Here is a 22,441-nt window from a genome sequence, read left to right on the forward strand (position 1 = left end):
TTTAACGTCTTTTTGTCTTTTGATTTCCTGCGTCCTTACTCGTGACTTCAGTCATGAGTAAGGACGCTCTTTTTTTACAAAAAGCGAACATACACGCTATAATAAAGATACTATTTTTGCAGACGAGGAGGAACGGCTGTGCTCATCCAAAAGGCGTTTAAGTTTCGGCTTTTCCCTACGGAAGAACAAGCCGTTCAAATCAATAAGTCCATTGGATGCAGCCGGTTTGTCTACAATCATTTTTTAGACTGTTGGGAAAAGACCTATAAACAAACCGGGAAGGGCTTAACCTATAACACCTGCAGTAAAGCCCTGACGCAGCTCAAAGCCGAGCTGCCTTGGCTCAAAGAGCCGGATAAGTTTGCCTTACAGAATAGCTTAAAGAACCTTTCCAAGGCTTATGACCGGTTCTTTAAAAAACAAGCCAAGCATCCTCGCTTTAAGAGTAAAAAGAATCCGAATCAGGCGTATAAGACCTGCTTCACCAATCACAATATTGAGGTGACGGATCAAACAATCAAACTTCCTAAACTGGGCTGGGTGCGTTACGCCCGCTCTCGTCAGGTGAAAGGACGCCTTTTATCTGCCTTTATCAGGCATGTGCCAAGCGGCAAGTATTTTATTTCGCTCGTTGCGGAAACGGAAGTAAAAGAACATCCGAAAACCGGCAAAGCAGTCGGCATTGACTTAGGGTTGCTGGACTTCATGACTTTGTCTACCGGAGAAAAAATCACCAATCCCAAGTTTGGGCGTTCCGTGGAACAAAAGCTTCGCCGTGAGCAGCGAAAGCTGGCCCATCGCTACGAGGGAGCGAAAAAGCGAATCCTAAAACAAAAGAATCTAACCTTAATGGATGCGCGCAACTATCAGAAACAAAAGATTAAGGTTGCTCGTCTTAAAGAAAAAATCAGTAACCGTAAGACAGATTTTTTACATCAATGGTCCACGAAACTGGTCAAAAATCACGACCAGTTAGTGGTCGAAGACCTCAACGTCAAAGGGTTACTAAAAAACCATCATTTAGCCAAAACCATTAGTGAGGTCAGTTGGGCAGAATTTGTGCGTCAACTCACGTACAAAGCTCAATGGTATGGCAAAACACTGATAAAAATAGATCGCTTCTTTCCCTCTAGCCAGAGGTGTGCCACTTGCGGGCACCAGGATGGAAAGAAAGCGCTTCACATCCGGAAATGGGACTGCCCGCAATGCGGGGCTCACCACGATCGAGATGTCAATGCAGCTCTCAACATCTTGCATGAAGGGCTAAAAAAGCCCTCAATTGGGGGCTGAATAAAAGCTAAGAACCGTCGGAACGACGGGGTTCGCCTGCTCAAAGAAATGAGCCGCTACCCAATGATAAGTCGTGTTGGGCAAGCTTATTGTTCGCAGGAACTTTTGATTGAGAGATCAGAAGCCCGCGACTTTAGTCGTGGGAGGTTCATAAGGTCATGGTCTGTGTCACGAAGCCGGCTGCTTGGCCACCGTCTCCAATCAGCGGCGCTTTTTGCACGATGATTTGGTTTCCTTTGGTCGTCAGCCTATTGCTCCAAGCGACCTGTCCGTAACTGTCCATGCCTTCATTGTACAAAATGCGGTCAGGTCGGATCGTTATGGAATGAGACGGATCGCCTGTGGATGTCCAATAACCGCTATAGGGCTGCTTCTTAGCAGCAGTCGGATCACTTTTTACCGTTTGACCGGGAGAATCCGCAGCGGTTCCTCTATTTGCGGAGGGGGCGGATGGTGCTTCCTTCTTCGCATGCGCAGTCTCGGATTTCTGATTGCTTTGTTCTGAGTCCGCTCCGCCGCAGGCAGCCAGTGACAATGCCAGAGATAGGGATACGAGCGCGCTCGCTATTTTTTTCATTGCGTCTCCCCCTCGATTTTTATTGTTTACGAGCATTATAAACTGCATCATACATGTTCGTATACTCTGAAGATGCGCAAAAAAATTCGGATGTGGCGCGCAGACATTTTATATAGTGAAAAGGCTGAGATGTGAATTAATCTGGCGAGAGTAAATAAGCGGAGATTTTCCGGTTATTTACCTCATGGTGCTTGTTTCACAGGTAAATAAGGGTAATTTTTCCGCTTATGCACAGAAAAAACCTCTATTTTCACGTTTTTCGATTCGATAAGCGGAATTTTTCCGCCTATTTAAGCTATTTTTTCGTTTATTTTCTAAATAAGCGGAATTTATCCGTCTATTTCTCAGATTGGACGCTCTCCTGATCGTCCAACTGATCCGTACGAATTGGGAATCATCACCCTATGACTGATCATCGTACCAGCAAGGCACAACCTATTTTTCCTTTCTTGTAAAAAAGGCAAACATCCAGGTGTGGACGTTTGCCTTTTCGTTTCTTTATTTTCCTGGTTTGACCACGTGCCCAATCGGCTTGTGGACGATTTCGCCGTTCTTCATGATCGTTTCGCCGCGGACGATGGTTTCGACGGGGAGGCCTTTAACGTGCCAGCCGTCGTAGGCGGTGACTTTGCTTTTGCTGTGCAGGTCGGCCGCTTTGATCGTCGTTTCTTTGTTCATGTCGACGATCGTGATATCGGCGTCGGTGCCGACTTCGAGCGAACCTTTCTGCGGGTAGATGCCGAAGCGCTTGGCCGGATTCTCGGCCATCAGCGCGGTCAGCTTTTGCAACGTGAGCTTGCCTTCGCTCACGGCGTTGAGCATGAGCGGCGCCATCGTTTCGGTGCCGGGCATGCCGGCAGGGATTTCCCACAGGCTGCCCGCTTTTTCTTCGGGGGTGTGCGGCGCGTGATCGGATGAGACGATGGTGATCGTGCCGTCGCTGATCGCCTGCCAAAGTGCTTCCTTGTCTCTTTCATATTTGACCGGCGGATAGATTTTCATGACCGGACCGACCTTCGGATAGTCCTCGTTGCTGAGGAACAGGTAGTGCGGGCAAGTCTCTGCACTGACCGGCGCGCCTTGTGCCTGCGCGCGTCGGATGGCATCGGCGGCTTCCGCCGTTGTCACATGAAGCACATGCAGCTTGGCACCGGATGCTCGTGAAAAAGAGGTCCCCATCTGAACCGTGACTTCTTCAGCTAAATTCGGCCGTCCGTCGAGCAGCGCGTCGTAATCGGTGCGGCTCGATTTTTTCACCTGGGCAGTGAGTACTTGAATCAGGCTGCTGTCTTCGCCATGGATGGCGAGCACTTGGCCGGTTTTGGCGACGTTTTGGAAGATCTCATAAACTTCGCCGTCGGACAGTGGCGGCAGGACGTCGGTCATTCCGGGCTCATAGTTGTAGGTGAGCTGGAAGGTGTTCTTGTTGACGGCGTAGCCCCAGAAGTACTTGAAGCCGATGACGCCTGACACATGGAGCTCGGGCAGCTGCGCGTTGTTCATCGGGCCGAGGGCGATGCCCCAGATGCCGAAATCGATGTGTGCCTTGGGCGTCAGGTTGGCGACCTGCGCGTTAAAGCTGGCTGCGTCGCGTGTCGGCGGTGTGGTGTTGGGCATATCGAAAATGGTCGTGATTCCGCCGGCGGCCGCGGCTTGGGTTGAGGTGAAGAAGTCTTCTTTGTAAGTCGGGCCTGGGTCGCGCGAATGGACGTGGACGTCGATCAGGCCGGGCAGTATGTATTGGCCGGTGGCGTCGGTCTCTTTTGTCGCTTTGCCTTCGAGCGGCTGTTTTGAGATCGCGGCGATTTTTCCATCATTGATATAAATATGGGCTTGGTACGTTTCGGTTGGTGTGACAATGGTTCCGTTCTTGATGACGTAATCCCAGTTCATCTGTATTGAGCCTCCATCCGTTCAGTGAGACCGCGCGCGGTCTCCTCTGTCTGATTCGATTATACGGGATTTATGTCCGGATGCCAAAGGTTGATCTTGATGGTCATTCGGAAGATCCGCCGGATGCGGATCTGTCAGCATGGGAATTAAGAAGTGCGTTGATTATCGGTTGCGATTTGGAAATTATTGGTTTCTGTTGCTGGGCGATCGGTTACGCATTTGAAAAATGGATCGGATCTAAACTCCGGTTCGGTGGAGTTTAGAGAAAGTTCGGTCTAGGTTTCTGAGTGTTCGGTTCGACTTTTCCCTGGTTCGGTTCTGCTTTTCAGCTGTTCGGTTCAACTCCGGCGTTCGGTCTAACCTACTATTTTCGGCCTAACTTTGGATGAGTTCGGTCTAACTTCTAGTTGATTCGATCTAGTTTTCTGGGCATTCGGTCTAACTTTTCATCCGTTCGGGCTAGCTTTGGCCGATATCAACTTGGCCGATGAGATCTGTGACTGCGTTAATGTGATGACGCGTGAGATAATCGCTGATCTCGTTGGTGATTGTGTTCATGGCATTCGGCTGGATAAAGGTTGCCGTGCCGACTTGCAGGGCGGTTGCGCCGGCGAGGATCATCTCGATGGCGTCCTGCCCGTTCATGACGCCGCCGCTGCCGATGATCGGCAAATGGGTTGCTTGGTGTGCTTGGTAAATCAGCCGAACGATGAGTGGCTTGACGGCTGCTCCGGATAAACCGCCCATGACGTTGCCGATGCGCGGCTTGCGTGATTCGATGTCAATCGCCATTGCGAGAAAGGTGTTGGCGACAGTAAGCGCATCGGCACCTCCGCGTTCGGCAGCCTCGGCGATGTCCTGGATACGTGTGACATTCGGAGTCAGTTTGGCGATCAGCGGTTTGTCGGTTGCTTCGCGCACGGTGCTGAGCAGTTGATTCGTGGCGTCTGCACTCATACCGAATGCCTGACCATTGTCGCGCAGATTCGGACAGGATATATTGAGTTCAAGTGCCGCAACATCCGGCTGCTTGTCCAGCTGCGCGGCCAACTGCTCAAATTCGTCGATGGTTTCACCGGAAATGCTGGCGATCAGCGGCGGTTCATAGTCTTGATAAGCAGGCAGTGTATGCGCGATGTAATGATCAATGCCTTTACTTTGAATGCCAATTGAATTGATCATTCCGCCGTCCGCTTCGCAAATGCGCGGCGTTTGATTGCCGTCGCGTGCGGACACAGTGATGCTCTTGGGCACGAGTGCGCCGAGACGGTTGATGTCAAGCAGCGGCGCCAGTTCAGGTCCGAATGTTCCGGAAGCCGGCATGATCGGGTTTTTCAAGGTCAGGCTGCCGATTTTCACGGATAAATCAGTCATTAGAGCACCACCTCACTGATTGGGAACACCGGTCCGTCGGTGCAGACGCGGACCGTTTTCAACTGGTTGTCTTTGCGAATGGTGCAGGCGCAGGCGTAGCAGTCACCGATGCCGCAGGCCATATGCGCTTCGGCGGCGAGCTCGCCTTTTAGCTGGTAGGTCTCTGCAAGTTCTTGCACGAGCGTGTTCAGCCGGCCGGAGCCACAGGTATAGATTGCGCTGACTCCTTCTTCTCGAATTATTTTTTCGGAAAGGGTGCGCACTGAGTTTACTGAGCTGGTTCTCTCTGAATCTGTCACCGTGTATACTGCTGCGCCAATCTGCGTCAATGCATCGACGGTCAGCAAATCTGCAGGCGTGCGCGCGCTTAAAATGACATGCACGCTTTTATTCTCTTCGCGCGCCCGACAGGCCAATGCATGCAGTGTGGCGACACCGACACCGCGCGCGATCAGAAGCAGCGCCCCTTGGCCCGGCAGCGTAAACCCGCGCCCAAGCGGTCCAATAAGGTTTACGGTGTCGCCTTTTTTCATGCGGGTCATCTGCCGCGTACCGATTCCTTTGACGAGATACAGAAAGTTCAATGTGCGCGCTGTTTGTTCGTAGTGATAAACGCTGAGCGGGCGACGGAGCGGATTTTTCCACGGGTCCCCGCACTGAATATGAAAAAATTGACCGGGGCGGACAGGACCGTCAAGTACGGACGCGTCCAATGTCATTTGCCAGTAGCGCGCGCTTACGGGATGATTTGCGAGAATTTGAGCATCGAATGTTTTCATTGTACGTTTCCTGTCCCCTCTTTCTTGGTTGTAGCGATAACCGCCCGATCGAGCACCGCCGCTTCCAGAACTTCGATTCCGTTGATGATCTGCGGCAGGTCGGTGTGTTCGTCGGGATGGTGGCTGATGCCGCCGGTGGATGGGACGAAAATCATGCCGACGGGGCAAAGGGCTGCCATGTTCATGGTGTCGTGTCCCGCTCCGCTTGGCATACGGATGAAGCCAACGTTTTGCTTGCGGCAGACGGTTTCAAAGGTATCAATGACACCGGCATCCATGCGCACCGGTGTTTCATCGCTGAGCAGGGTGCAATCAATATGCAGGTGGCGTGCCGCGCGCAAATGGTCAAGGAATGTGTCGAGAAATTGGACAACTCGGTCTTTGGACGCACGTGAAATGCTGCGGATGTCAACCTTGAGATGGGTTTCGCCGGGGACAACATTCATGGCGCCCGGAGCGATTTCGATATCGCCGACGGTGGCCACTGTTCCGTGCTCCATCTCGCGGCGTGCTTCTTTTTCCAGCTCAATCGTAATTTCGGCGGCACCAATCAGCGCGTCCTGTCTCTGATTCATCGGCGTCGAGCCGGAATGAGCCGCATGCCCTTTGACGCAAATGTTAAACCGTGTCGGCGCGGCAATTCCGTTGACCACGCCGATCGGCAGATTTTTCCCGTCAAGAATAGGTCCTTGTTCAATGTGCATCTCCATGAATGCTGCGAGCGCATGCTTCGGCAGCCGCGCGTCTTCAAGACGGCTGAAGTCGAGCCCGCGTTCGGCAAAGACGGATTGGATGCGGCGGCCGTCTTTATCGGTCAATCCCGCGATATCCTTTTGCTCGATCAATCCTGCCAGCGCTTTGCTGCCGATCTGTGAGAATCCAAATCGAGCCGATTCCTCGCAGGCAAAGGCAAAAATGTCAATCGGATGCTTCGTTTGCACGTGCCGATCATTCAAGTCGCGCACAATCTCCAATGCGGCAATCACGCCGATCGTCCCGTCATATTTCCCGCCTTGATAGACAGTGTCAAGATGGGAGCCGATCCCGATCGCCGGCAGCTCCGGGCAAGTACCTTGCCTGCGCGCGATCACATTGCCTGCCGCATCGATGCGCACGGTCAGCCCGGCGGCAATGCATTGCGCACGAAAGTAGTCCGTCGCTTGTTTCTCCTCTTTACTATAGGCGAGCCGCTTCATTCCACGATCTGTGCAACCGATTTTCCCAATTTCATCCATTGTCTGTTTGACTCGCTGTACATCAACCATTGTTTATCGCCATCCTTCATGCAGTTCCTAAATAAGTACGTTGCTGATATTTATCTATGCGCGGCCAGCTCAACGCTCTCTCTATAATGAAGAAAATAGAGCCGGCTCTTGAGAAGATTCTCGTCAGCCGGCTTTTTTTTAAACTAATGAACTCAGTGCCTGCATTGAGGTGAGGTGGCTGCTTGCTTGCTCTGCCACTCGCTGCAATGTTGTGATTAATGCTTCTTTATTGGTCTCGATGTGGTGATGTTCGCCGACTAGGCTCAGGCTGATCATTGTCTGGGTTTCGTTGTGAAAAATTGGGACAGACAGTGCTGATGTGCCGAGTTCGAGCTCTTGCTCGCAGTAGGCGGTTTTGTTGATTCGTGCTTGATGGATCTTTTGTCTCAGTTGGTCCGGGTCCGTCAATGTAAAGGGTGTGTAGGGCTCCGGGACTTCTTTTTCGAGCAGCCGGTTAATGGTTTCGTCCGATTGAAAGGCCGCGATGATCTGTGCTGCGGCTGCGGCATGGATGGGCATGCGCTGTCCGACATGGACGAAAAAGCTGTTGCCGGTGCTCGATGGCTGATAGGTGTGTGTGCAGAATATTTCATCGGCTTGGTAGCGGCAGATGAATGCGTACACGCCTGTCTCATCGCCGACCTGCTTACAGTACTGAGCGAGCAGGCCGATCGGGTCGCGATTATGGAGGAAGCTGCTTCCCCAGGTCATCGCTTTGGGCCCAAGTGTATATTTTTTTGATTCCGGATCCTGCACCACTAATTGGTAACCGATCATGCTCTGGAGCATGCGATGCAGGGTCCCTTTGCTGAGCAGGGTCTGCCTAGAAAGATCTGCAATCCCAATGCCGGCAGCCGGGCATTCGCTGATTTGATCCATCAGCTTCACAAACCGGTCCATCCATTCGATCGTGATCGCATCCCTTCACCTTTTTGTGATTATGCGAGATCTTTGCCTTTGGTCTCCGGAACGAGGAAGAACATGGACAGCGCCGCAATGATATAGACACATGATATGGTGCCAAGCGCCGCGCTGAGCGAATGATTGAGTGCCATGAATCCGATGATCAGCGGGCCGAAGCTGCCGATGAATCGTCCGGTGTTAAAAATAATATTTTCAGCTGTGGAGCGTGCCCGCGTCGCATAATGCTCGGCCAGCAGCGCGCCGTAACCGCCCATCATTCCATTGACGAAAAATCCGAGAACAGAGCCAAGGGCAACAAGCAGTGTCGGGCTGTCGATCTGGAAATAGATCCATACAATGATCGCCGCGCAAATCTGGAACGTGATGTACGCTGGTTTGCGGCCCCACTTGTCCGCCAGCCAAGCAAACGTGATGATTCCAAGCACCATTCCGATAACAGTGGAAATCGTCCAAACCACAGTGCCGTTAATGGTATAGTGATGCTGCGTCGCAAGCATCGTCGGCATCCAGTTCATGATGCCGAAGTAACCGAAGTTCTGCACGCTGCAAATGATGATCAATCCGATGGTTGTACCGGTAACGCGCCAGCCTTTGAACAGCTCAACAATCGAAATTGACGTTTTCTTTTCGTTCTTTGTTTTCAGCCAAATATCCGGTTCCTTCAAGCTGCGGCGCGACCACCACGCAAGCAGCGCAGGGATAACGCCAACTAGGAAAACGCCTTTCCAGCCAAAATGCGGCGCGATAAACGCAGCGGTCAGTGTCGCCAGTATGGTTCCGGCCTGATAGCCGAGTGCGACGTAGGAAGTAGCGCGTGTTCGCAATTTTTTCGGCCATGTTTCGGTAACAAGCGTCATACCAATTCCGAACTCGCCCCCAAGACCCAGTCCGGAGAGAAAGCGGAAAATATTAAAGGTTTCAAAGTTCGGAGCGAACGCGCATAATCCTGTAAATACGGAGAATATGAGGATCGTCCATGTAAACACGCGAACACGTCCATAGCTGTCGGCAAGAATACCAAAGGCATAACCGCCGATCACTACGCCGAGCATGGTAATGGTCGAGATGCTTCCGGCTTGTGCCGGATTGATGCTGTAATAAGCAATAATTAATGGCAGTACGAACGCGAGCATCATCATATCCAGCCCGTCCATTGCATACCCGACAATAGATGCCCACAGGGTCTTATGTTGATAAGGCCCGATTTTTCCGTTCAATTCTACAGTGCTGCTTGACTCTGTCATTCTTTGTTCTCAACCCTTCTTTTTCTGAAATGTGTTATGAGTGCCCAGAATTGCTGGTGTTGTAGCTGTTGTTCCGTTTAGTGGAACTCCGTTTCGATTTAGAATAAACTAAAATTTAATTGCAAAACCAATTCTAGAGTATTTTTGTCAAAATGAAAAGAAGTCTGTCATATTTTCTGACACACTTCTTTTTGAGAATGACCAACTGTGTTCGAATTTAGCGATTGGTTACGGCTTCAAATTTCCGTTACTACTTCGGATCGATTGGTTACTACTTTTCTCTATTTGGTTACAACTCGCTGGGCGAGTTGTTACGGTGTGAAAAAGGATCGGACGCATGAGGCGCTCGGTCCTTTTGTACTTCGATTATTTTGCCGTTGCGGCTTTGAGCTCTTTTTTAAGCTCGTCTTGCGTTATTTTGGTTGGCGCTGCGCCGTTGCGGCTGATCAGTGCGGTTGGCACGGAGGTGGCGTCGAAAGTGACTGCTTCTTGAGTGATGACGAGACTTTTGTCGGTGTTATCCGGCTGCGCGGTCAGGCCGTAGTTTTCGGTGAGGTAGATTTTGATTTCGTTGTCGGAAAGAGCTTTCCATTCTGCTTGATCCTTGAACAGCTGCAGAATGATTGGGTTGGTCGTTGCCTGATCCTCATAATTGAGGAACAGGTGAACGAGGTTTCCCTTAAGCAGGCCGACCTTTGGCTTGTCGAACGGTTTCAGGATGAGCTCAAGCTGTTTATTCTCGATTGCCGGCATTAGCTCGGTATCATAGTCTTGCAAAAAGATTGAGCAGTGCGGGCAGGCGAGGTTGGTGAACACGAACACTTTTATTGGTGCTTCTTTGGCGCCGAAATGAAAGCCGATTTCTGATAATGTCGACATGTGAATCCCTCCATAAATGATATTGATACGTTTACGCTAGCTTAAATAGATGCGTCTTGCAAGAAATAAGCAACGAATCATGTTGCGGCGCTCAGCTAAAGTCAACTTGACCGACCAATTCAGCAGCCGAGTTGAGTTCATGTTGGACGATGTAGTCGCGGATTTCGTTCGTGATTTCGATCATCGCGTTGGAATTCAGGAAATTCGCCGTGCCGATTTGAACTGCGGAGGCGCCGGCGAGTATCATTTCGATTGCATCGCTGCCGCTCATGATGCCGCCACTGCCGATAATTGGCAAATGCGTGACCTGGTGTGTTTGAAAAACAAGGCGTACGATCAAAGGTTTGATCGTCGCGCCGGACAGGCTGCCGATGACATTGCCGAGCTTCGGCTTTCGTGTTTCAATGTCGATGGACATCGCTGAATAGGCGTTCGCCACCGTAAATGCATTGGCGCCGCCCTGTTCCGCCGCGAGTGTGATTTCTTGAATGCGTGACACATTCGGAGATAATTTGACGATCAATGGTTTGTCGGTAACCGAACGAATATTGCGAATGAGGCTATAGGTTGTCTCACTGAGGAAGCCGAAAATTTGCCGATTGTTGTCCCGATCCGGACAGGAAAGATTCACTTCGAAGGCCGCGACTTTGTCCTGTTTGCTCAGCCGATCCACTGTCCGAGTAAATTCATCGACAGACTCACCTGAAATATTGGCGATCAGCGGCTGCCTGTATGCGTTATATGTAGGTAAGACGCTCATTTCAAAAAAGTCAATTGCATCACTTTGGAAGGTAGCGGCGTTTAGCATGCTGCCCCCCGCCTCGAAAATGCTTGACGCTTGTTCTTTGCTATGCGCATTCATTGAGACACTTGTTGGAATAAAGGCGCCGAGCAGGCCCGGATCGAACGGCGCGCCTTCACTCACATTAAAAGTGCCGCACGCGGGCATGACCGGACTTTGCAAAGACAGATCAGCAATGTTAACAGATAGATCCGGTTCCTGTCTCATTGCAAGGTCTCCAAAATAGCCTTCTGTTGCTGAATTCTCATGGTGTCCATTCACTCCAATTATTTGTTTCCGTATTCCAATATCCGGTTGTCAACAGTGCTTTGTCTCTAAATCGATCCACTGTTATTATAGAATGATTTCTCCTTAGTTTTACCTTTTTTCGCTTGACTTATTAGAGGGTGTTCAAAAAGTCCGGGAAAAAAGCAATGAGGAGCTTCTGCTAAGGTAAGGGACTTTCGCTAATTACGCATACGTCCTGTATGCAACACGAAAGTCCCTTACATAGGAAAGACCCTTGCTCCGAATGTCGTTTTGAATCATCAACTTTGTACTTGAACAGACATTCCTGATTGATCCAAGTTTTTCACTGATTAATTGAGCATTCGGCCCCGATTGGATTGGCGCTCTGGCTCGTTACCGATTGGTCGCACTTTTTTCCTGATTGATCCGATTTTTTCCTTGATTGTTCCAGATTTTTCACTGATTAATTGAGCATTCGGCCCGATCAGATTGGTGCTCTGGCTCATTTCACCGATTAGCCGCACTTTTCCTTTGATTGATCCAGATTTTTCTCCGATTAAATCGCTTTTTCCCTTGATTAAATGAACCTTTGACCCGATTGGATTGGTGCTCTGGCTCGTTTCACCGATTAGCCGCACTTTTTCCTTGATTGATCCGGTTTTTTCCCCGATTAAATCAATTTTTTCCTTGATTAATTGAGCGTTGGGACCGATTGGATTGGTGCTCTGGCTCGTTTCACCGATTAGTCGCACTTTTTCCTTGATTGATCCGGATTTTTCTCCGATTAAATCATTTTTTCCCCTGATTAAATGAACCTTTGACCCGATTAGATTGGTGCTCTGGCTCGTTTCTCCGATTAAATCAATTTTCCCCTTGATTAATTGAGCGTTGGGACCGATTGGATTGGTGCTCTGGCTCGTTTCACCGATTAGCCGCACTTTTCCTTTGATTGATCCAGATTTTTCTCCGATTAAATCGCTTTTTCCCTTGATTAAATGAACCTTTGACCCGATTGGATTGGTGCTCTGGCTCGTTTCACCGATTAGCCGCACTTTTTTCCCGATTGATCCGATTTTTTCCTTGATTGTTCCGGATTTTTCACTGATTAATTGAGCATTCGGCCCCGATTGGATTGGCGCTCTGGCTCGTTACCGATTGGTCATAACTCGTGTAAAATAAGCGGAGATTTTCCGCTTATTTCCCTCAAGGCGCCTGTTTCACGGGTAAATAAGGGTAATTTTTCCGCTTATTCACAGAAAAGCCCTCCATTTTCACGTTTTTCAATTCGATAAGCGGAATTTCTCCGTCTATTTAAGCTATTTTTTCCTTCAATCCGGAAATAAGCGGAATTTTTCCGCTTATTTATCCGATTGGGCACTTGTCTAATCGCCCAACCGAATTTTTATGGCACTTATTGACGTACAATCATATATTTTCTTATCAGTGTGAAAACAGACGCCTAATGACTTGTTGGCGTCTGTGGTCTACTGCTTATTCTACTGCCTTGAGTGCGAACATCATTTCCGCTTCACAAGCGACCTCTCCGTCAACGGTTGCAACGCCTTTTGCTTTAGCGAAGCCCGCGCGGAATCGGAGAATCTCTGCTTCCAACTTCAGCTGATCGCCAGGGCGTACTTGGCGTTTAAAACGGCATTTGTCAATGCCGGCATAAAGTGTCAGCATGTTCTCCTGTTTGCCTTTGCTGAGAACGGCGATGCCGCTGACCTGGGCCAGCGCCTCAACAATCAGGACACCGGGCATTACCGGATAATCAGGAAAATGACCTTGGAAAAAAGGCTCGTTCACGGTAACATTTTTGATACCGACCGCTTTCTTGCCGTCCTCAACTTCGAGTACTTTATCGACAAGCAAGAATGGATAACGATGGGGTAATATTTTTTTGATTTCGTCGATCGTTAACAAACGACCGCCTCCTTTTCATCATTTCGTTTTCAAAAAGTCGAAAATATGCTGCCAAGTGGCAGGCTCAAATACGGCCCAGGGACTGCGGTGGCCAAGCGCGCCGTAACCGACCATCATTCCGGCTACCAGAGCGATCGCGCACAGAGCGATTAGCGCGATCAGGCGCTGCCAGATGGGGAAGCGCCGCTTTTTATAGCCGAAAAATGGGTTAAAAAGCGGTTTTTTCTCCTCTTCTGCCTTGGGCCTTTTTGAAGCCGCTCGTTCAGCCTTTTGCGCTTCTTCACTCGCCGCGCGGGCCGCTTGCCTCGTATTGGGCTTATCTGATTTATTATGTAGCTTTTCGTTAGATTCCATGATCAATTCCTCGCTTAGCGCAGCAGACCGTTCACCAGTCCGGCCATCTGATCGCCGATGGTAACGGATCGCGCGTTCAGCTGATAGTTGTGCTGCAGATTAATCAGATCCGCCATTTCCTTGGTCAGATCAACATTTGAATTTTCCAACTTGCCTTGAGCCACGCTCCCCGCATCTGCGGCAACCGGCTGAACAACTTCGTTCATGCCGACACCGAGCTGTGCGAGATTGGGCAATGTGTAGAGGCTGTTGCCTTGGTTTTCGAGTAATTGAGGACGGCTGACTGTGACCAGTCCAAGCTGCCCCGCGTTGACACGCGCGCCGGTTGGCAATTCAGCCGTAATCACGCCCGCGCTACTGATTTGCAGATTTCGATAATTTGCCGGGAGAGTAATCGGCTGTCCGCTTGCGCCGAGCACAGCGTCGCCGCTTTTCGTGAGCAGGCGCAGGGTGTTCGGATCATTGGCGTCCGGCTGCGCGTTAAAAGCGCCCGACCGCGTATAGGCGGTCGCGCCACCGTGACTCACGGTGAAAAATTGGTGTTCATTGGTCAAGGCAAGGTCGAGCGGATTGTCGGTTTGCTTGATCGCGCCCATGGACAAATCCACCGCTGTGTCTCCGATTCGCGCGCCGGACCCGTCACGAATTCCGGACGGAGTCAGTCGATTCTTTTGATCTGCTTGATCGCTATCTGCCGGGCGCATGTTATCAATTTGCTGAAAGAGCAGATCGGTAAATTTCGCATCGCGGCTCTTATAGCCGGTTGTACCGACGTTCGCGATATTGTCGGCGACCGTCGCCAATTGCTGCTGAATCTGTCCTAAAGTTACTGCTGTGGCCATCATTTGCCGTTGCATTCCACTCACCTGCCCTTTTCATTTTTACTACTGCATTGTGCACGTCGCTTATCAGAAAAGCCTCATTTAATTGACGCGACCCACTTGATTGACTGCTTTATCCAGCGATCCGTCGATGATTTGCAGTACTTTTTGATTGGCTTCAAAGGATCGATACGATTCCATCATGTCGGTGATCGTCTGATCGGCCTGGACGTTGGAGCCCTCAACAAAGCCTTGTTTCAAGCTATAGCTGATTGCCGCGTTGCCGCCGGCCGCCGGAAGCGTGCCGCCGCCATCAAGTCGGAACAGGCCGCTTCCTTCTTTGACGAGCTGGTTCGTATCTGCCGCATAGCTGACGCCGATCTGTCCGTAGTTAGCACCATTTATTGAGATCGTTCCGTCTCCGGCAACTTGAAATTGATCGGACGGAAGCTGAATCGGCTGCCCCGCGGTGCTGAGTACTTGGTCGCCCATATCATCGGTCAAATAACCGGTCGGGCTGAGCGTGAAATGACCATTGCGCGTATAGCGCGTGTCGCCTGCGGGTGTCCGGACATTGAAGAGCAAGGCACCTTCCTGCGCGCCGGTTTGCGGATTCACCGGCAACTGCGCGGTGGTCAGTGCCACATCGGTTGCCTTGCCGCTCTCTGTGACGGTTCCTTGCGAAAAGTCAGGGATTGCCTCATCCATATAAACACCGGTCGCAATTCTGCCGACTTCTCGTGATGTTGTCGCATCGCCGCCCAGCCGATTAATCAATTGTTCGGGAAACGTACGCAGCTTGCTTTGGTCGCTCTTATACCCCGGCGTATCCATATTGTTCAAGTTGTTTGACAGCGTTTCCTGCTTTCTTTGTTGGGCAATCATGCCTGCCGCCGATGTGTATAAGCCTCTGATCAATGTCTTTCACCTGCCTGTTTTGATTTCTTTGCCTCACGCCAACATGACGCGCGGCTTGCCGAAACATCGGCTTCGGTGCGGCGGATGCCGCATTTTCCCCTATAGGAGGTCGTCCTTATTCTCTATGCGCGAAAAGCGCAGAGCAATTAGTTTGCTTTGCGCTTTGGGAGTTTGTCTAGGTGTTCCAGCATTTTGCCGGCGCCTTCGACGACGCAGGTCATCGGGTTGTCGGCTACAACTACGGGCACCTTTAGTTCGCTTGCGAGTAGTTGGTCGATGCCGTGCAGCTGCGCGCCGCCGCCGGTGAGGATGACGCCGCGGTCGATGATGTCGGCGGACAGTTCCGGTGGGGTTTGTTCGAGCACGTTCTTCGCTGCGCGGACGAGTGTGCCCACAGAATCGGCGAGTGCTTCTTCGATTTCATTGGAATGAACGGTGAGCGTTTTCGGCAGTCCGGTGACCATGTCTCGGCCGCGGATGTCCATGCTTTCGTCGCGCGCGTTCTTGAATACGGTGCCGACCGTCATTTTGATTTGTTCGGCGGTGCGTTCACCGATGAGCAGTTTATATTTCTTCTTAATGTAGTTCAGGATCTCTTGGTCGAACTTGTCGCCCGCCAGTTTAATGGACTGGGAGGTCACAATATCGCCCATAGAGATGACGGCGATGTCGGTTGTTCCGCCGCCGATGTCGATGACCATGTTGCCGCTTGGCTGGAAAATGTCCATGCCTGCGCCGACTGCGGCTACTTTCGGTTCTTCTTCAAGGTACACTTGTTTACCGCCGCTGCGTTCTGCTGCTTGGCGAATCGCTTTCTGTTCAACCGATGTGATGTGTGTCGGTGTGCAGATTAAAATTCTTGGTTTTTTTAAGAAGCCTTTTACATTTATTTTATCGATAAAATGCGACAGCATGAGTTCTGTGATTTCAAAGTCTGCGATGACGCCATCACGGAGCGGACGGATTGCGACAATGTTTCCCGGAGTACGTCCAACCATCCGTCTCGCTTCTTCACCAACTGCTAGCATTTGCTTTGTATCCGTATCAATTGCGATTACTGACGGTTCATTCAGAACAACGCCCTGTCCTTTTACATAGATCAATACATTCGCTGTTCCGAGATCAATTCCGATATCTCTTGAAAACACGTCAAATCCTCCCTGTCAAAACACCTAGACCGAATCCAGGATTTTTACCAATCATTATTTCATTTTAGCATAAATTGATACAAACAGGGAGTATGTCGAAAAATAATGCATTTAGTCGATTATGTTTTTGAGTTTTTGATAGGTCGTTCGGTCTATGGGTTCAATTTTGAACTGCTGTTTCGGTATCTTTCTGGTACTTCAGCCGTGTCGCTTCCCCTCCTCGAAGATGGCGAATCGACTTGTGATAATCGAGCACATTTTTTACTGCGTTGGCTAGTTCCGGATTAATGTTCGGGAGCCGCTCCGTCAAGTCTTTGTGGACGGTACTCTTCGATACTCCGAACTCTTTGGCAATCACTCGTACCGTCTTCTTTGTCTCCACGATATGCTTTCCAATCTTGATCGTACGCTCTTTGATGTAATCATGCACACCACTCGCCTCCTGTAGTCATGAAGATGCGAAATGAGACAATCTTTGGAAGAAACGGAACTTAAACAACGCATCATCATCATGCTCGTTCCAAGCCCGCCGCGCTCACCTCGAAACCCCGTATGTGAGTTTGTAACATCTTATTAAACGAGTTCCGTTTATATGCCAAAAAGTCAATAGGGACAAGGGTTGCCGCATGACCAGCGCATCCCCGCGGCGGCTCGGGGAACGGATCTTGTCTGAAGAGGCGGATAAAAAACGCGCCTGATCAGAAGATGCGCGCGACAGCCAAAAGGTACATCCTCCGTAATGATTTCGGTGATGAGAAATTTGGATCATGAGAAAAAGTGCTCCCATCTCCTGATCAGGGAGCCACGTACGAAAATAAAAGTGCGTCATCCAGACTGAATTCGATGGACGCAGCTTTTTGAGACTAAGGAAATTTGGATCATGAGAAAAAGTGCGTCCCATGTGATGCCTTGAGGTACGCACTTATTAAATGCAGGAGAGATTTTCTAGATGTTAGATATGGAAATTTTTCTTTTTATATTAGGATGTGGGAATTTTCCCCTAGGAAAATTCCTTCGTAATTGAGGCATTGGCTTTTCGGTGTTCGGTCTAACTTCTCCTCCCTTGGGTTCAACTTTGGTCGCGTTCGGTTCGACTTTTCGATGGTTTGGTTCGACTTCTCCTCTCTTCGGTTGAAGTTTCATTGTTTAATAGGGTACTATCTTCTTTTCCGCCTTGATTTAATTGTATTTTTTAAGCATTGACTCAATTGTTCATGAGAAGGAGAGAGATAGTATAATCCCTTGCCTCGGCCATTTCCTGAGAGTGTGAGATTCATCTTTTTAATTAGACGGTTTACGATTAATCTTTGGTCTGCTCCTAGATTCAAAAACTCGCGGCATTGTTTATTGGTCATGGTTTGCCCCATTAATAGGAAGTAGTGGAGAATCATCGACTCGTGCGCAGTTTTTGATTTGTTGCCGCAATGAGGACAGTGCCAATTTGCGTAGATTCGCCGCATAGCGTAGTTGCGGCAGCGCGCGCATCGGACACCGCGCAGCAGCTCGGATGGTGGAATAGCGAACGTGTTCAGAACATTGGCGAATGGATCGGAGTGCGCCTGCATTAGTTGGGTTTCGATTTGCTGCAGAAACGGGGTATAGCGGCGACCGCCGCTGTGTTTTTCAAGCATCTCTTGAATTTTGAGCGGTGCCTGTTCGGCGTGAACGACATGGTTCTGGACGTGACGCGAATGTGTGGGATTTTCAATAATGGTACTCGGATTTGAGATCACGACATCGGCTTCGATTGGAATCGCCGGCAGGCCGTGGGCGGTGAGCCAGCGAAGAAGCAATTCGCGATGACGACCGACCTGCAGCAGGGAATTTGGAAAACCGTCGCGGCGCTCACCCATTCGGCGGATAACTTGACCCTTTTCGCTTGTGAAAATAAGAATTCCGGAATAGTTTTTCACTTCAATTAGTGAGATAAACGTGGGTGTGAGAATCAGGACGTCGATTTGACAGTCGTCCAGATGGAGTCCGTAAAACACATGAAAATCTGCAATTTCGAACATATCGAGGTAATAAGCGAGATTCTGCTCACCGATCCAACCTGAGCTGCGCTTATCGAGATCTGCTTCGATAGACGCCCTTGCCGGGTGGCCGCTCGGCAGATGCTCGAGCAGCGCCTGATCAGCGAGCAGACGCATCGGGATCAGCAATTTTTTCGAAATCAATAGGCATCATCCTCCACTAGTGATAGAGTCTATTTTCGACAGCAGCCGCCCTTTTTCCTCCTGCGAACAAACCAGTAGAGCAAATGAAATTCAACGAGCATCAGCACCTCCACCAAGAGCAGGTACCACGGCCACGGACCGAGCCAATTCAGCACCGACACACCCGGCTTGCGCATCAAATACAAATAATTGGCGCCAATCATCCGGTTCACAACGAAAATGAGCGCCGCATACAGATTCAGCCACCCCGCCGCAAACCACAGCGAACGATACGCCGGCCGCACGCGCTCGACCGCGATCATATAGAGACAAGCGAGCACCGTCGCCCCATGCGTAGCGAAAAACTGCAGAAAATGCAGCTGCGGAAAAGACGCGCCCAAGTCCGGCGTCACCAGCGCCTGAACCGCACTGCCGATCCCCGCGAAATACAAAATCGCCGCAAGCGACCGGCTCCGAGTCAGCAGCATCACCGCCGCAAGCAGCGCCGCCACATCACTCGCCTGAAGCGGCAACGACGACTGCGCCGACCATTTTCCCGCCGCAAGCACACCAACCTGATACCCCAGCTCCCCAATCAGCAAAACCCCCGCAAGAAAATAGCGCGTAAAAAGGGTCTGCCTGAAAAGAAACAGGCAGACCCCTAACGTCATGATGACGAGTAATGTGCTTATATGTTCTACCGAAAAGAGTGCGAAACCGATGATTTGCGGATAAAAATATGCGGACATTTTTCTCACCTCATAAGCATTATGCCGCAAAAGCCGGCTTTTTACCCTTCTTCATCCGGAGCAATGGTCCGCTTCAAAAACATTGAAAGCAGCAGTGAAACCACGCCGACGGCAAGTGCAACGAGAAAGGCACGGTTCATGCCGGAAACGAGTGCCTGCAGCATTTGAGACGGCGCTTTAGGATTGGCGGATTGGCTGAGATATGCCTGCTGACCGGACACCATGATGCCGATAAACAGGGCGGTGCCGATACCGCCGGCGACCTGCTGCAAGGTGTTCATGATCGCCGTGCCATGCGGATACATACGCTTCGGCAGCTGATTCAGGCCGGTTGTCGACACGGGCATCATCACCATCGACATGCCGATCAGCAGTGCGGCGTACAATAGGATGATATACGGCATCGTCTCCGCAACAGTCAGCCTGCTGAACAGCCAGATTACGACACACATGATCAGCAGTCCGGGCGTAACAAGCCGGCGCGGGCCAAATTTATCGAACAATTTTCCCATCACCGGTGACAGCATACCGTTGATCAAACCGCCCGGAAGGAGCACAATCCCGGCCGCAAATGACGACAGTAGGAGTGCCTGCTGCAGATAAAGCGGCAGCAGAATCATCGTCGCGAACAGCGTCACCATCACCAGAATCAGAATGATCGTCGCGAGCGTGAACATGGGATAGTTAAACGCGCGAAAGTCGAGAATCGGATTCGCGATGACCAGCTGGCGCCAAACAAACAGTACCAGACTGACTACGCCGACGATCAGAAAGACAAGGCTGAGCCAGCCGCCTTCCGCGCCGGACCCCATACCGTACACAAGCCCGCCGAACCCGAGCGTGGATAGTACAACTGAAAATACATCCACTTTAGGCTTGGTTACTTCGGAGACGTTGGTTAAGAACCGCGACGCGAATAAAATAGAGAAAACGGCGAGCGGAATGACGAGATAGAACAGCCAGCGCCATGAAAGTGAGGCGATGATCAAGCCGGACAAGGTCGGGCCGAGCGCAGGCGCGAACATAATCACAAGTCCGATCAGGCCCATCGCGCCGCCTCTTTTTTCAGGAGGATAGATGAACAAAATCGTATTCATCATAACCGGTAAAATAAGACCGGAGCCGGCGGCCTGGATCACACGCCCGGCAAGCAGGAAGGAAAAGTTCGGCGCAAAGCCGCAAAGCACTGTTCCGACCAGAAAAATCGTCATCGCGCCAAGGAACATCTGGCGCGTGGTAAACCAGCCGGTCAAGAGCGCCGTCACCGGCATCAGGATGCCGATAACGAGCAGATAGCCGGTCGTCAGCCATTGGACCGTTGTCGGCGTCACATTAAAGTAATCGATTAAGTCGGCGAGCGCGATATTGAGCAATGTTTCGTTGAGAATCGCGACAAACGCGCCGATAATCAGCGCCACGGTTATCGGGCCACGTTTGATCTCTTGTTTTCCTGTCGAGCTGTTTGTCATCTATACAAAACTCCCCAGCTAGTAAATTTCACATTCTATCGCCAATCAGTCGATAATCAAATCGAAGTCCGCTCACCTTTTTTAATGGAGCGCCCGTTCATTCACACTGGATAATGGCCATTAATCCAACTTTTCATCGAGCTGTAACCCATCAAGAGTTGTAGCTAATTCACCATGAGTCGTAGCCAATTCCCGTAGTTGTAGCCAATTCCCGTGGTTGTAGCCAATCCATCAAAAGTTGTAGCTAACTCACCATGAGTTGTAGCTAACTTACCAAAAGTTGTAGCCAACTCCCGTGGTTGTAGCCAATCCATCAAAAGTCGTAGCTAATTCACCATAAGTCGTAGCTAATCCCCGTAGTTGTATCCAATCCATCAAGAGTCGTAACCAATTTACCAAAAGTCGTAGCTAATCTTCGAAAAGTTGTAGCTAATCCCCGTGGTTGTAGCCAATCCATCAAAAGTTGTAGCTAACTCATCAAGAATCGTAGCTAATCTTCGAAAAGTTGTAGCCAATTCTCGTAGTTGTAGCCAATCCATCAAAAGTTGTAGCTAATCCACCATAAGTCGTAGCTAATCTTCGAAAAGTTGTAGCCAATTCCCGTAGTTGTAGCCAATCCAGCAAAGGTCAGAAGAAGGGCTCGGCGAAATGGTTGGAATTCCGCCAAGCCCTTCTTTTTTTGGCGATCGATTAGAAATCAAAATTGTCGGGGTCTGCGCCAAAGCGCTTATTCTCGTTCAACGCGTCGATGGTGTCGATGTCTTCCGGAGACAGTTCGAAGTCGAAAATATCGGCGTTGCTGATGATATGCGCCTCCTGAGTTGAGCGCGGGATCGTGATGATGTCACTCTGGACGTTCCAGCGCAGCATGACTTGTGCTGCGCTTTTTCCATATTTATCTCCGATCGCTTTTAGGCCCGGGTGGTTGATTAAACCGCCGCTTCCAAGTGGTGAATAGGCTTCAACGGCGATGCCTTCTTTGTAGCAATAGTTGCGCAGCGGCACTTGGGACAGGAGCGGGTGAAGCTCGACCTGATCAACGGCCGGTTTGATTTCGGCGTCCTGCAGCAGGTCTTCCAGATGGTGCACGTGGAAATTGCAGACACCGATCGCGCGTGCCCTGCCCTCTTTATATAATCGTTCCATAGCCTTCCATGTTTCCTTGTACTTTCCGGCGGTCGGCCAATGAATCAGATACAGATCGACCGTTTCGATCCCGAGCTTCTTCATACTCGACTCGAACGCGGCCAACGTGGAATCGTAGCCTTGATCGGCGTTCCACACTTTAGTCGTCACGAACACATCGTCCCGCTTCAGTCCGGATTGACGCAATGCCTCGCCGACACCGGTCTCGTTGCGGTAGATGGCCGCCGTATCGATCATTGTATACCCGGCATTCAGCGCGGAACGAACCGAATGGATCACTTCCTCACCGTCCTTGACCTTCCAAACACCCAGTCCGAATCCCGGCATGGGTAATCCATTATTCAATTTAACTGTGTCATTCAATGCATGAATCATATCGTTCGACCTCCTTGTCCTATTTATTTTCTCACAGATTCAAATCAGAGAAAAGAAATTTACTCACTACAAATACTCACTTCAAAGAACGAAAAAAAAGGTGCGCGCACGCACCTTTTCCTATTCA

22 protein-coding genes are annotated in these 22,441 nt (G+C 50.4%); 2 read left to right on the forward strand and 20 right to left on the reverse strand.

What is annotated here, in order from left to right; translation table 11 throughout:
• The first annotated feature begins 138 nt into the window (after positions 1-138).
• Positions 139-1,290, forward strand: coding sequence for an IS200/IS605 family element RNA-guided endonuclease TnpB (gene tnpB, locus ABWW58_RS10600; protein ID WP_353868932.1), 1,152 nt, complete (start codon positions 139-141; stop codon positions 1,288-1,290).
• 148 nt (positions 1,291-1,438) lie between these two features.
• Here tnpB and ABWW58_RS10605 read toward each other — a convergent pair whose 3' ends face one another.
• Positions 1,439-1,867 carry a hypothetical protein gene (locus ABWW58_RS10605; RefSeq protein ID WP_353869122.1) on the reverse strand — a complete coding sequence of 143 codons (429 nt, stop codon included), beginning with the start codon at positions 1,865-1,867 and terminating at the stop codon, positions 1,439-1,441.
• A 498-nt stretch (positions 1,868-2,365) separates the two neighbouring features.
• Positions 2,366-3,760 (reverse strand): allantoinase AllB, encoded by a 1,395-nt coding sequence (gene allB / locus ABWW58_RS10610; RefSeq protein WP_353869123.1) that lies wholly within the window; start codon positions 3,758-3,760, stop codon positions 2,366-2,368.
• 80 nt (positions 3,761-3,840) lie between these two features.
• On the opposite strand from allB, the gene ABWW58_RS10615 reads away from it, so the two are divergent.
• On the forward strand, positions 3,841-4,023 hold the full coding sequence (locus ABWW58_RS10615) for a hypothetical protein (RefSeq protein WP_353869124.1): 183 nt from the start codon (positions 3,841-3,843) through the stop codon (positions 4,021-4,023).
• 196 nt (positions 4,024-4,219) lie between these two features.
• Here the strand turns inward: ABWW58_RS10615 and ABWW58_RS10620 are convergent, their stop codons facing one another.
• The 18 genes from ABWW58_RS10620 to ABWW58_RS10705 all read right to left on the reverse strand — a co-directional run bounded on the left by ABWW58_RS10620 (position 4,220) and on the right by ABWW58_RS10705 (position 22,314).
• Positions 4,220-5,134 carry a dihydroorotate dehydrogenase gene (locus ABWW58_RS10620; RefSeq protein WP_353869125.1) on the reverse strand — a complete coding sequence of 305 codons (915 nt, stop codon included), beginning with the start codon at positions 5,132-5,134 and terminating at the stop codon, positions 4,220-4,222.
• The gene (locus ABWW58_RS10625; RefSeq protein WP_353869126.1) at positions 5,134-5,913 is read right to left on the reverse strand and encodes a dihydroorotate dehydrogenase electron transfer subunit; all 780 of its coding nucleotides are present in this window, start codon (positions 5,911-5,913) and stop codon (positions 5,134-5,136) included. Before ABWW58_RS10625 ends, ABWW58_RS10620 begins: the two co-directional genes overlap by 1 nt.
• The gene (locus tag ABWW58_RS10630) at positions 5,910-7,178 is read right to left on the reverse strand and encodes a Zn-dependent hydrolase (protein WP_353869127.1); all 1,269 of its coding nucleotides are present in this window, start codon (positions 7,176-7,178) and stop codon (positions 5,910-5,912) included. The genes ABWW58_RS10625 and ABWW58_RS10630 overlap by 4 nt, the downstream gene beginning before the upstream one ends.
• 138 nt (positions 7,179-7,316) lie before the next feature.
• Entirely contained in the window at positions 7,317-8,078 is a 762-nt protein-coding gene (locus ABWW58_RS10635) for an IclR family transcriptional regulator (RefSeq protein ID WP_353869128.1), read from the reverse strand.
• Positions 8,079-8,116: 38 nt separating this feature from the next.
• Positions 8,117-9,346: an MFS transporter gene (locus tag ABWW58_RS10640; RefSeq protein WP_353869129.1), complete on the reverse strand. Its 1,230-nt coding sequence runs from the start codon at positions 9,344-9,346 to the stop codon at positions 8,117-8,119.
• Positions 9,347-9,712: 366 nt separating this feature from the next.
• A complete protein-coding gene (locus tag ABWW58_RS10645; RefSeq protein ID WP_353869130.1) occupies positions 9,713-10,225 on the reverse strand; it encodes a thioredoxin domain-containing protein in 513 nt (170 codons plus the stop codon).
• 91 nt (positions 10,226-10,316) lie between these two features.
• Positions 10,317-11,234 carry a dihydroorotate dehydrogenase gene (locus ABWW58_RS10650; RefSeq protein ID WP_353869131.1) on the reverse strand — a complete coding sequence of 306 codons (918 nt, stop codon included), beginning with the start codon at positions 11,232-11,234 and terminating at the stop codon, positions 10,317-10,319.
• 371 nt (positions 11,235-11,605) lie between these two features.
• Entirely contained in the window at positions 11,606-12,307 is a 702-nt protein-coding gene (locus ABWW58_RS10655; RefSeq protein ID WP_353869132.1) for a hypothetical protein, read from the reverse strand.
• Positions 12,308-12,746: 439 nt separating this feature from the next.
• Positions 12,747-13,178, reverse strand: a complete 432-nt coding sequence (fabZ, locus tag ABWW58_RS10660) for a 3-hydroxyacyl-ACP dehydratase FabZ (protein WP_353869133.1) — start codon at positions 13,176-13,178, stop codon at positions 12,747-12,749.
• 18 nt (positions 13,179-13,196) lie between these two features.
• Entirely contained in the window at positions 13,197-13,532 is a 336-nt protein-coding gene (locus ABWW58_RS10665; protein ID WP_353869134.1) for a DNA-directed RNA polymerase subunit beta, read from the reverse strand.
• 14 nt (positions 13,533-13,546) lie between these two features.
• The gene (locus ABWW58_RS10670) at positions 13,547-14,389 is read right to left on the reverse strand and encodes a flagellar hook-basal body protein (RefSeq protein WP_353869135.1); all 843 of its coding nucleotides are present in this window, start codon (positions 14,387-14,389) and stop codon (positions 13,547-13,549) included.
• Positions 14,390-14,455: 66 nt separating this feature from the next.
• Positions 14,456-15,271: a flagellar hook-basal body protein gene (locus ABWW58_RS10675; RefSeq protein WP_353869136.1), complete on the reverse strand. Its 816-nt coding sequence runs from the start codon at positions 15,269-15,271 to the stop codon at positions 14,456-14,458.
• 146 nt (positions 15,272-15,417) lie between these two features.
• On the reverse strand, positions 15,418-16,419 hold the full coding sequence (locus tag ABWW58_RS10680) for a rod shape-determining protein (RefSeq protein WP_353869137.1): 1,002 nt from the start codon (positions 16,417-16,419) through the stop codon (positions 15,418-15,420).
• A gap of 160 nt (positions 16,420-16,579) precedes the next feature.
• Positions 16,580-16,849: a sporulation transcriptional regulator SpoIIID gene (gene spoIIID, locus ABWW58_RS10685; protein WP_353869138.1), complete on the reverse strand. Its 270-nt coding sequence runs from the start codon at positions 16,847-16,849 to the stop codon at positions 16,580-16,582.
• 727 nt (positions 16,850-17,576) lie between these two features.
• A complete protein-coding gene (locus tag ABWW58_RS10690; RefSeq protein WP_353869139.1) occupies positions 17,577-18,596 on the reverse strand; it encodes a nuclease-related domain-containing protein in 1,020 nt (339 codons plus the stop codon).
• A 29-nt stretch (positions 18,597-18,625) separates the two neighbouring features.
• Positions 18,626-19,324 carry a YwaF family protein gene (locus tag ABWW58_RS10695; RefSeq protein ID WP_353869140.1) on the reverse strand — a complete coding sequence of 233 codons (699 nt, stop codon included), beginning with the start codon at positions 19,322-19,324 and terminating at the stop codon, positions 18,626-18,628.
• A gap of 41 nt (positions 19,325-19,365) precedes the next feature.
• Positions 19,366-20,793, reverse strand: coding sequence for an MDR family MFS transporter (locus ABWW58_RS10700; protein WP_353869141.1), 1,428 nt, complete (start codon positions 20,791-20,793; stop codon positions 19,366-19,368).
• A 690-nt stretch (positions 20,794-21,483) separates the two neighbouring features.
• On the reverse strand, positions 21,484-22,314 hold the full coding sequence (locus tag ABWW58_RS10705; protein WP_353869142.1) for an aldo/keto reductase: 831 nt from the start codon (positions 22,312-22,314) through the stop codon (positions 21,484-21,486).
• Positions 22,315-22,441 lie beyond the last annotated feature (127 nt).

Origin of the sequence: Sporolactobacillus caesalpiniae (assembly GCF_040513385.1) — a bacterium.
Classification (GTDB): domain Bacteria; phylum Bacillota; class Bacilli; order Bacillales; family Sporolactobacillaceae; genus Sporolactobacillus.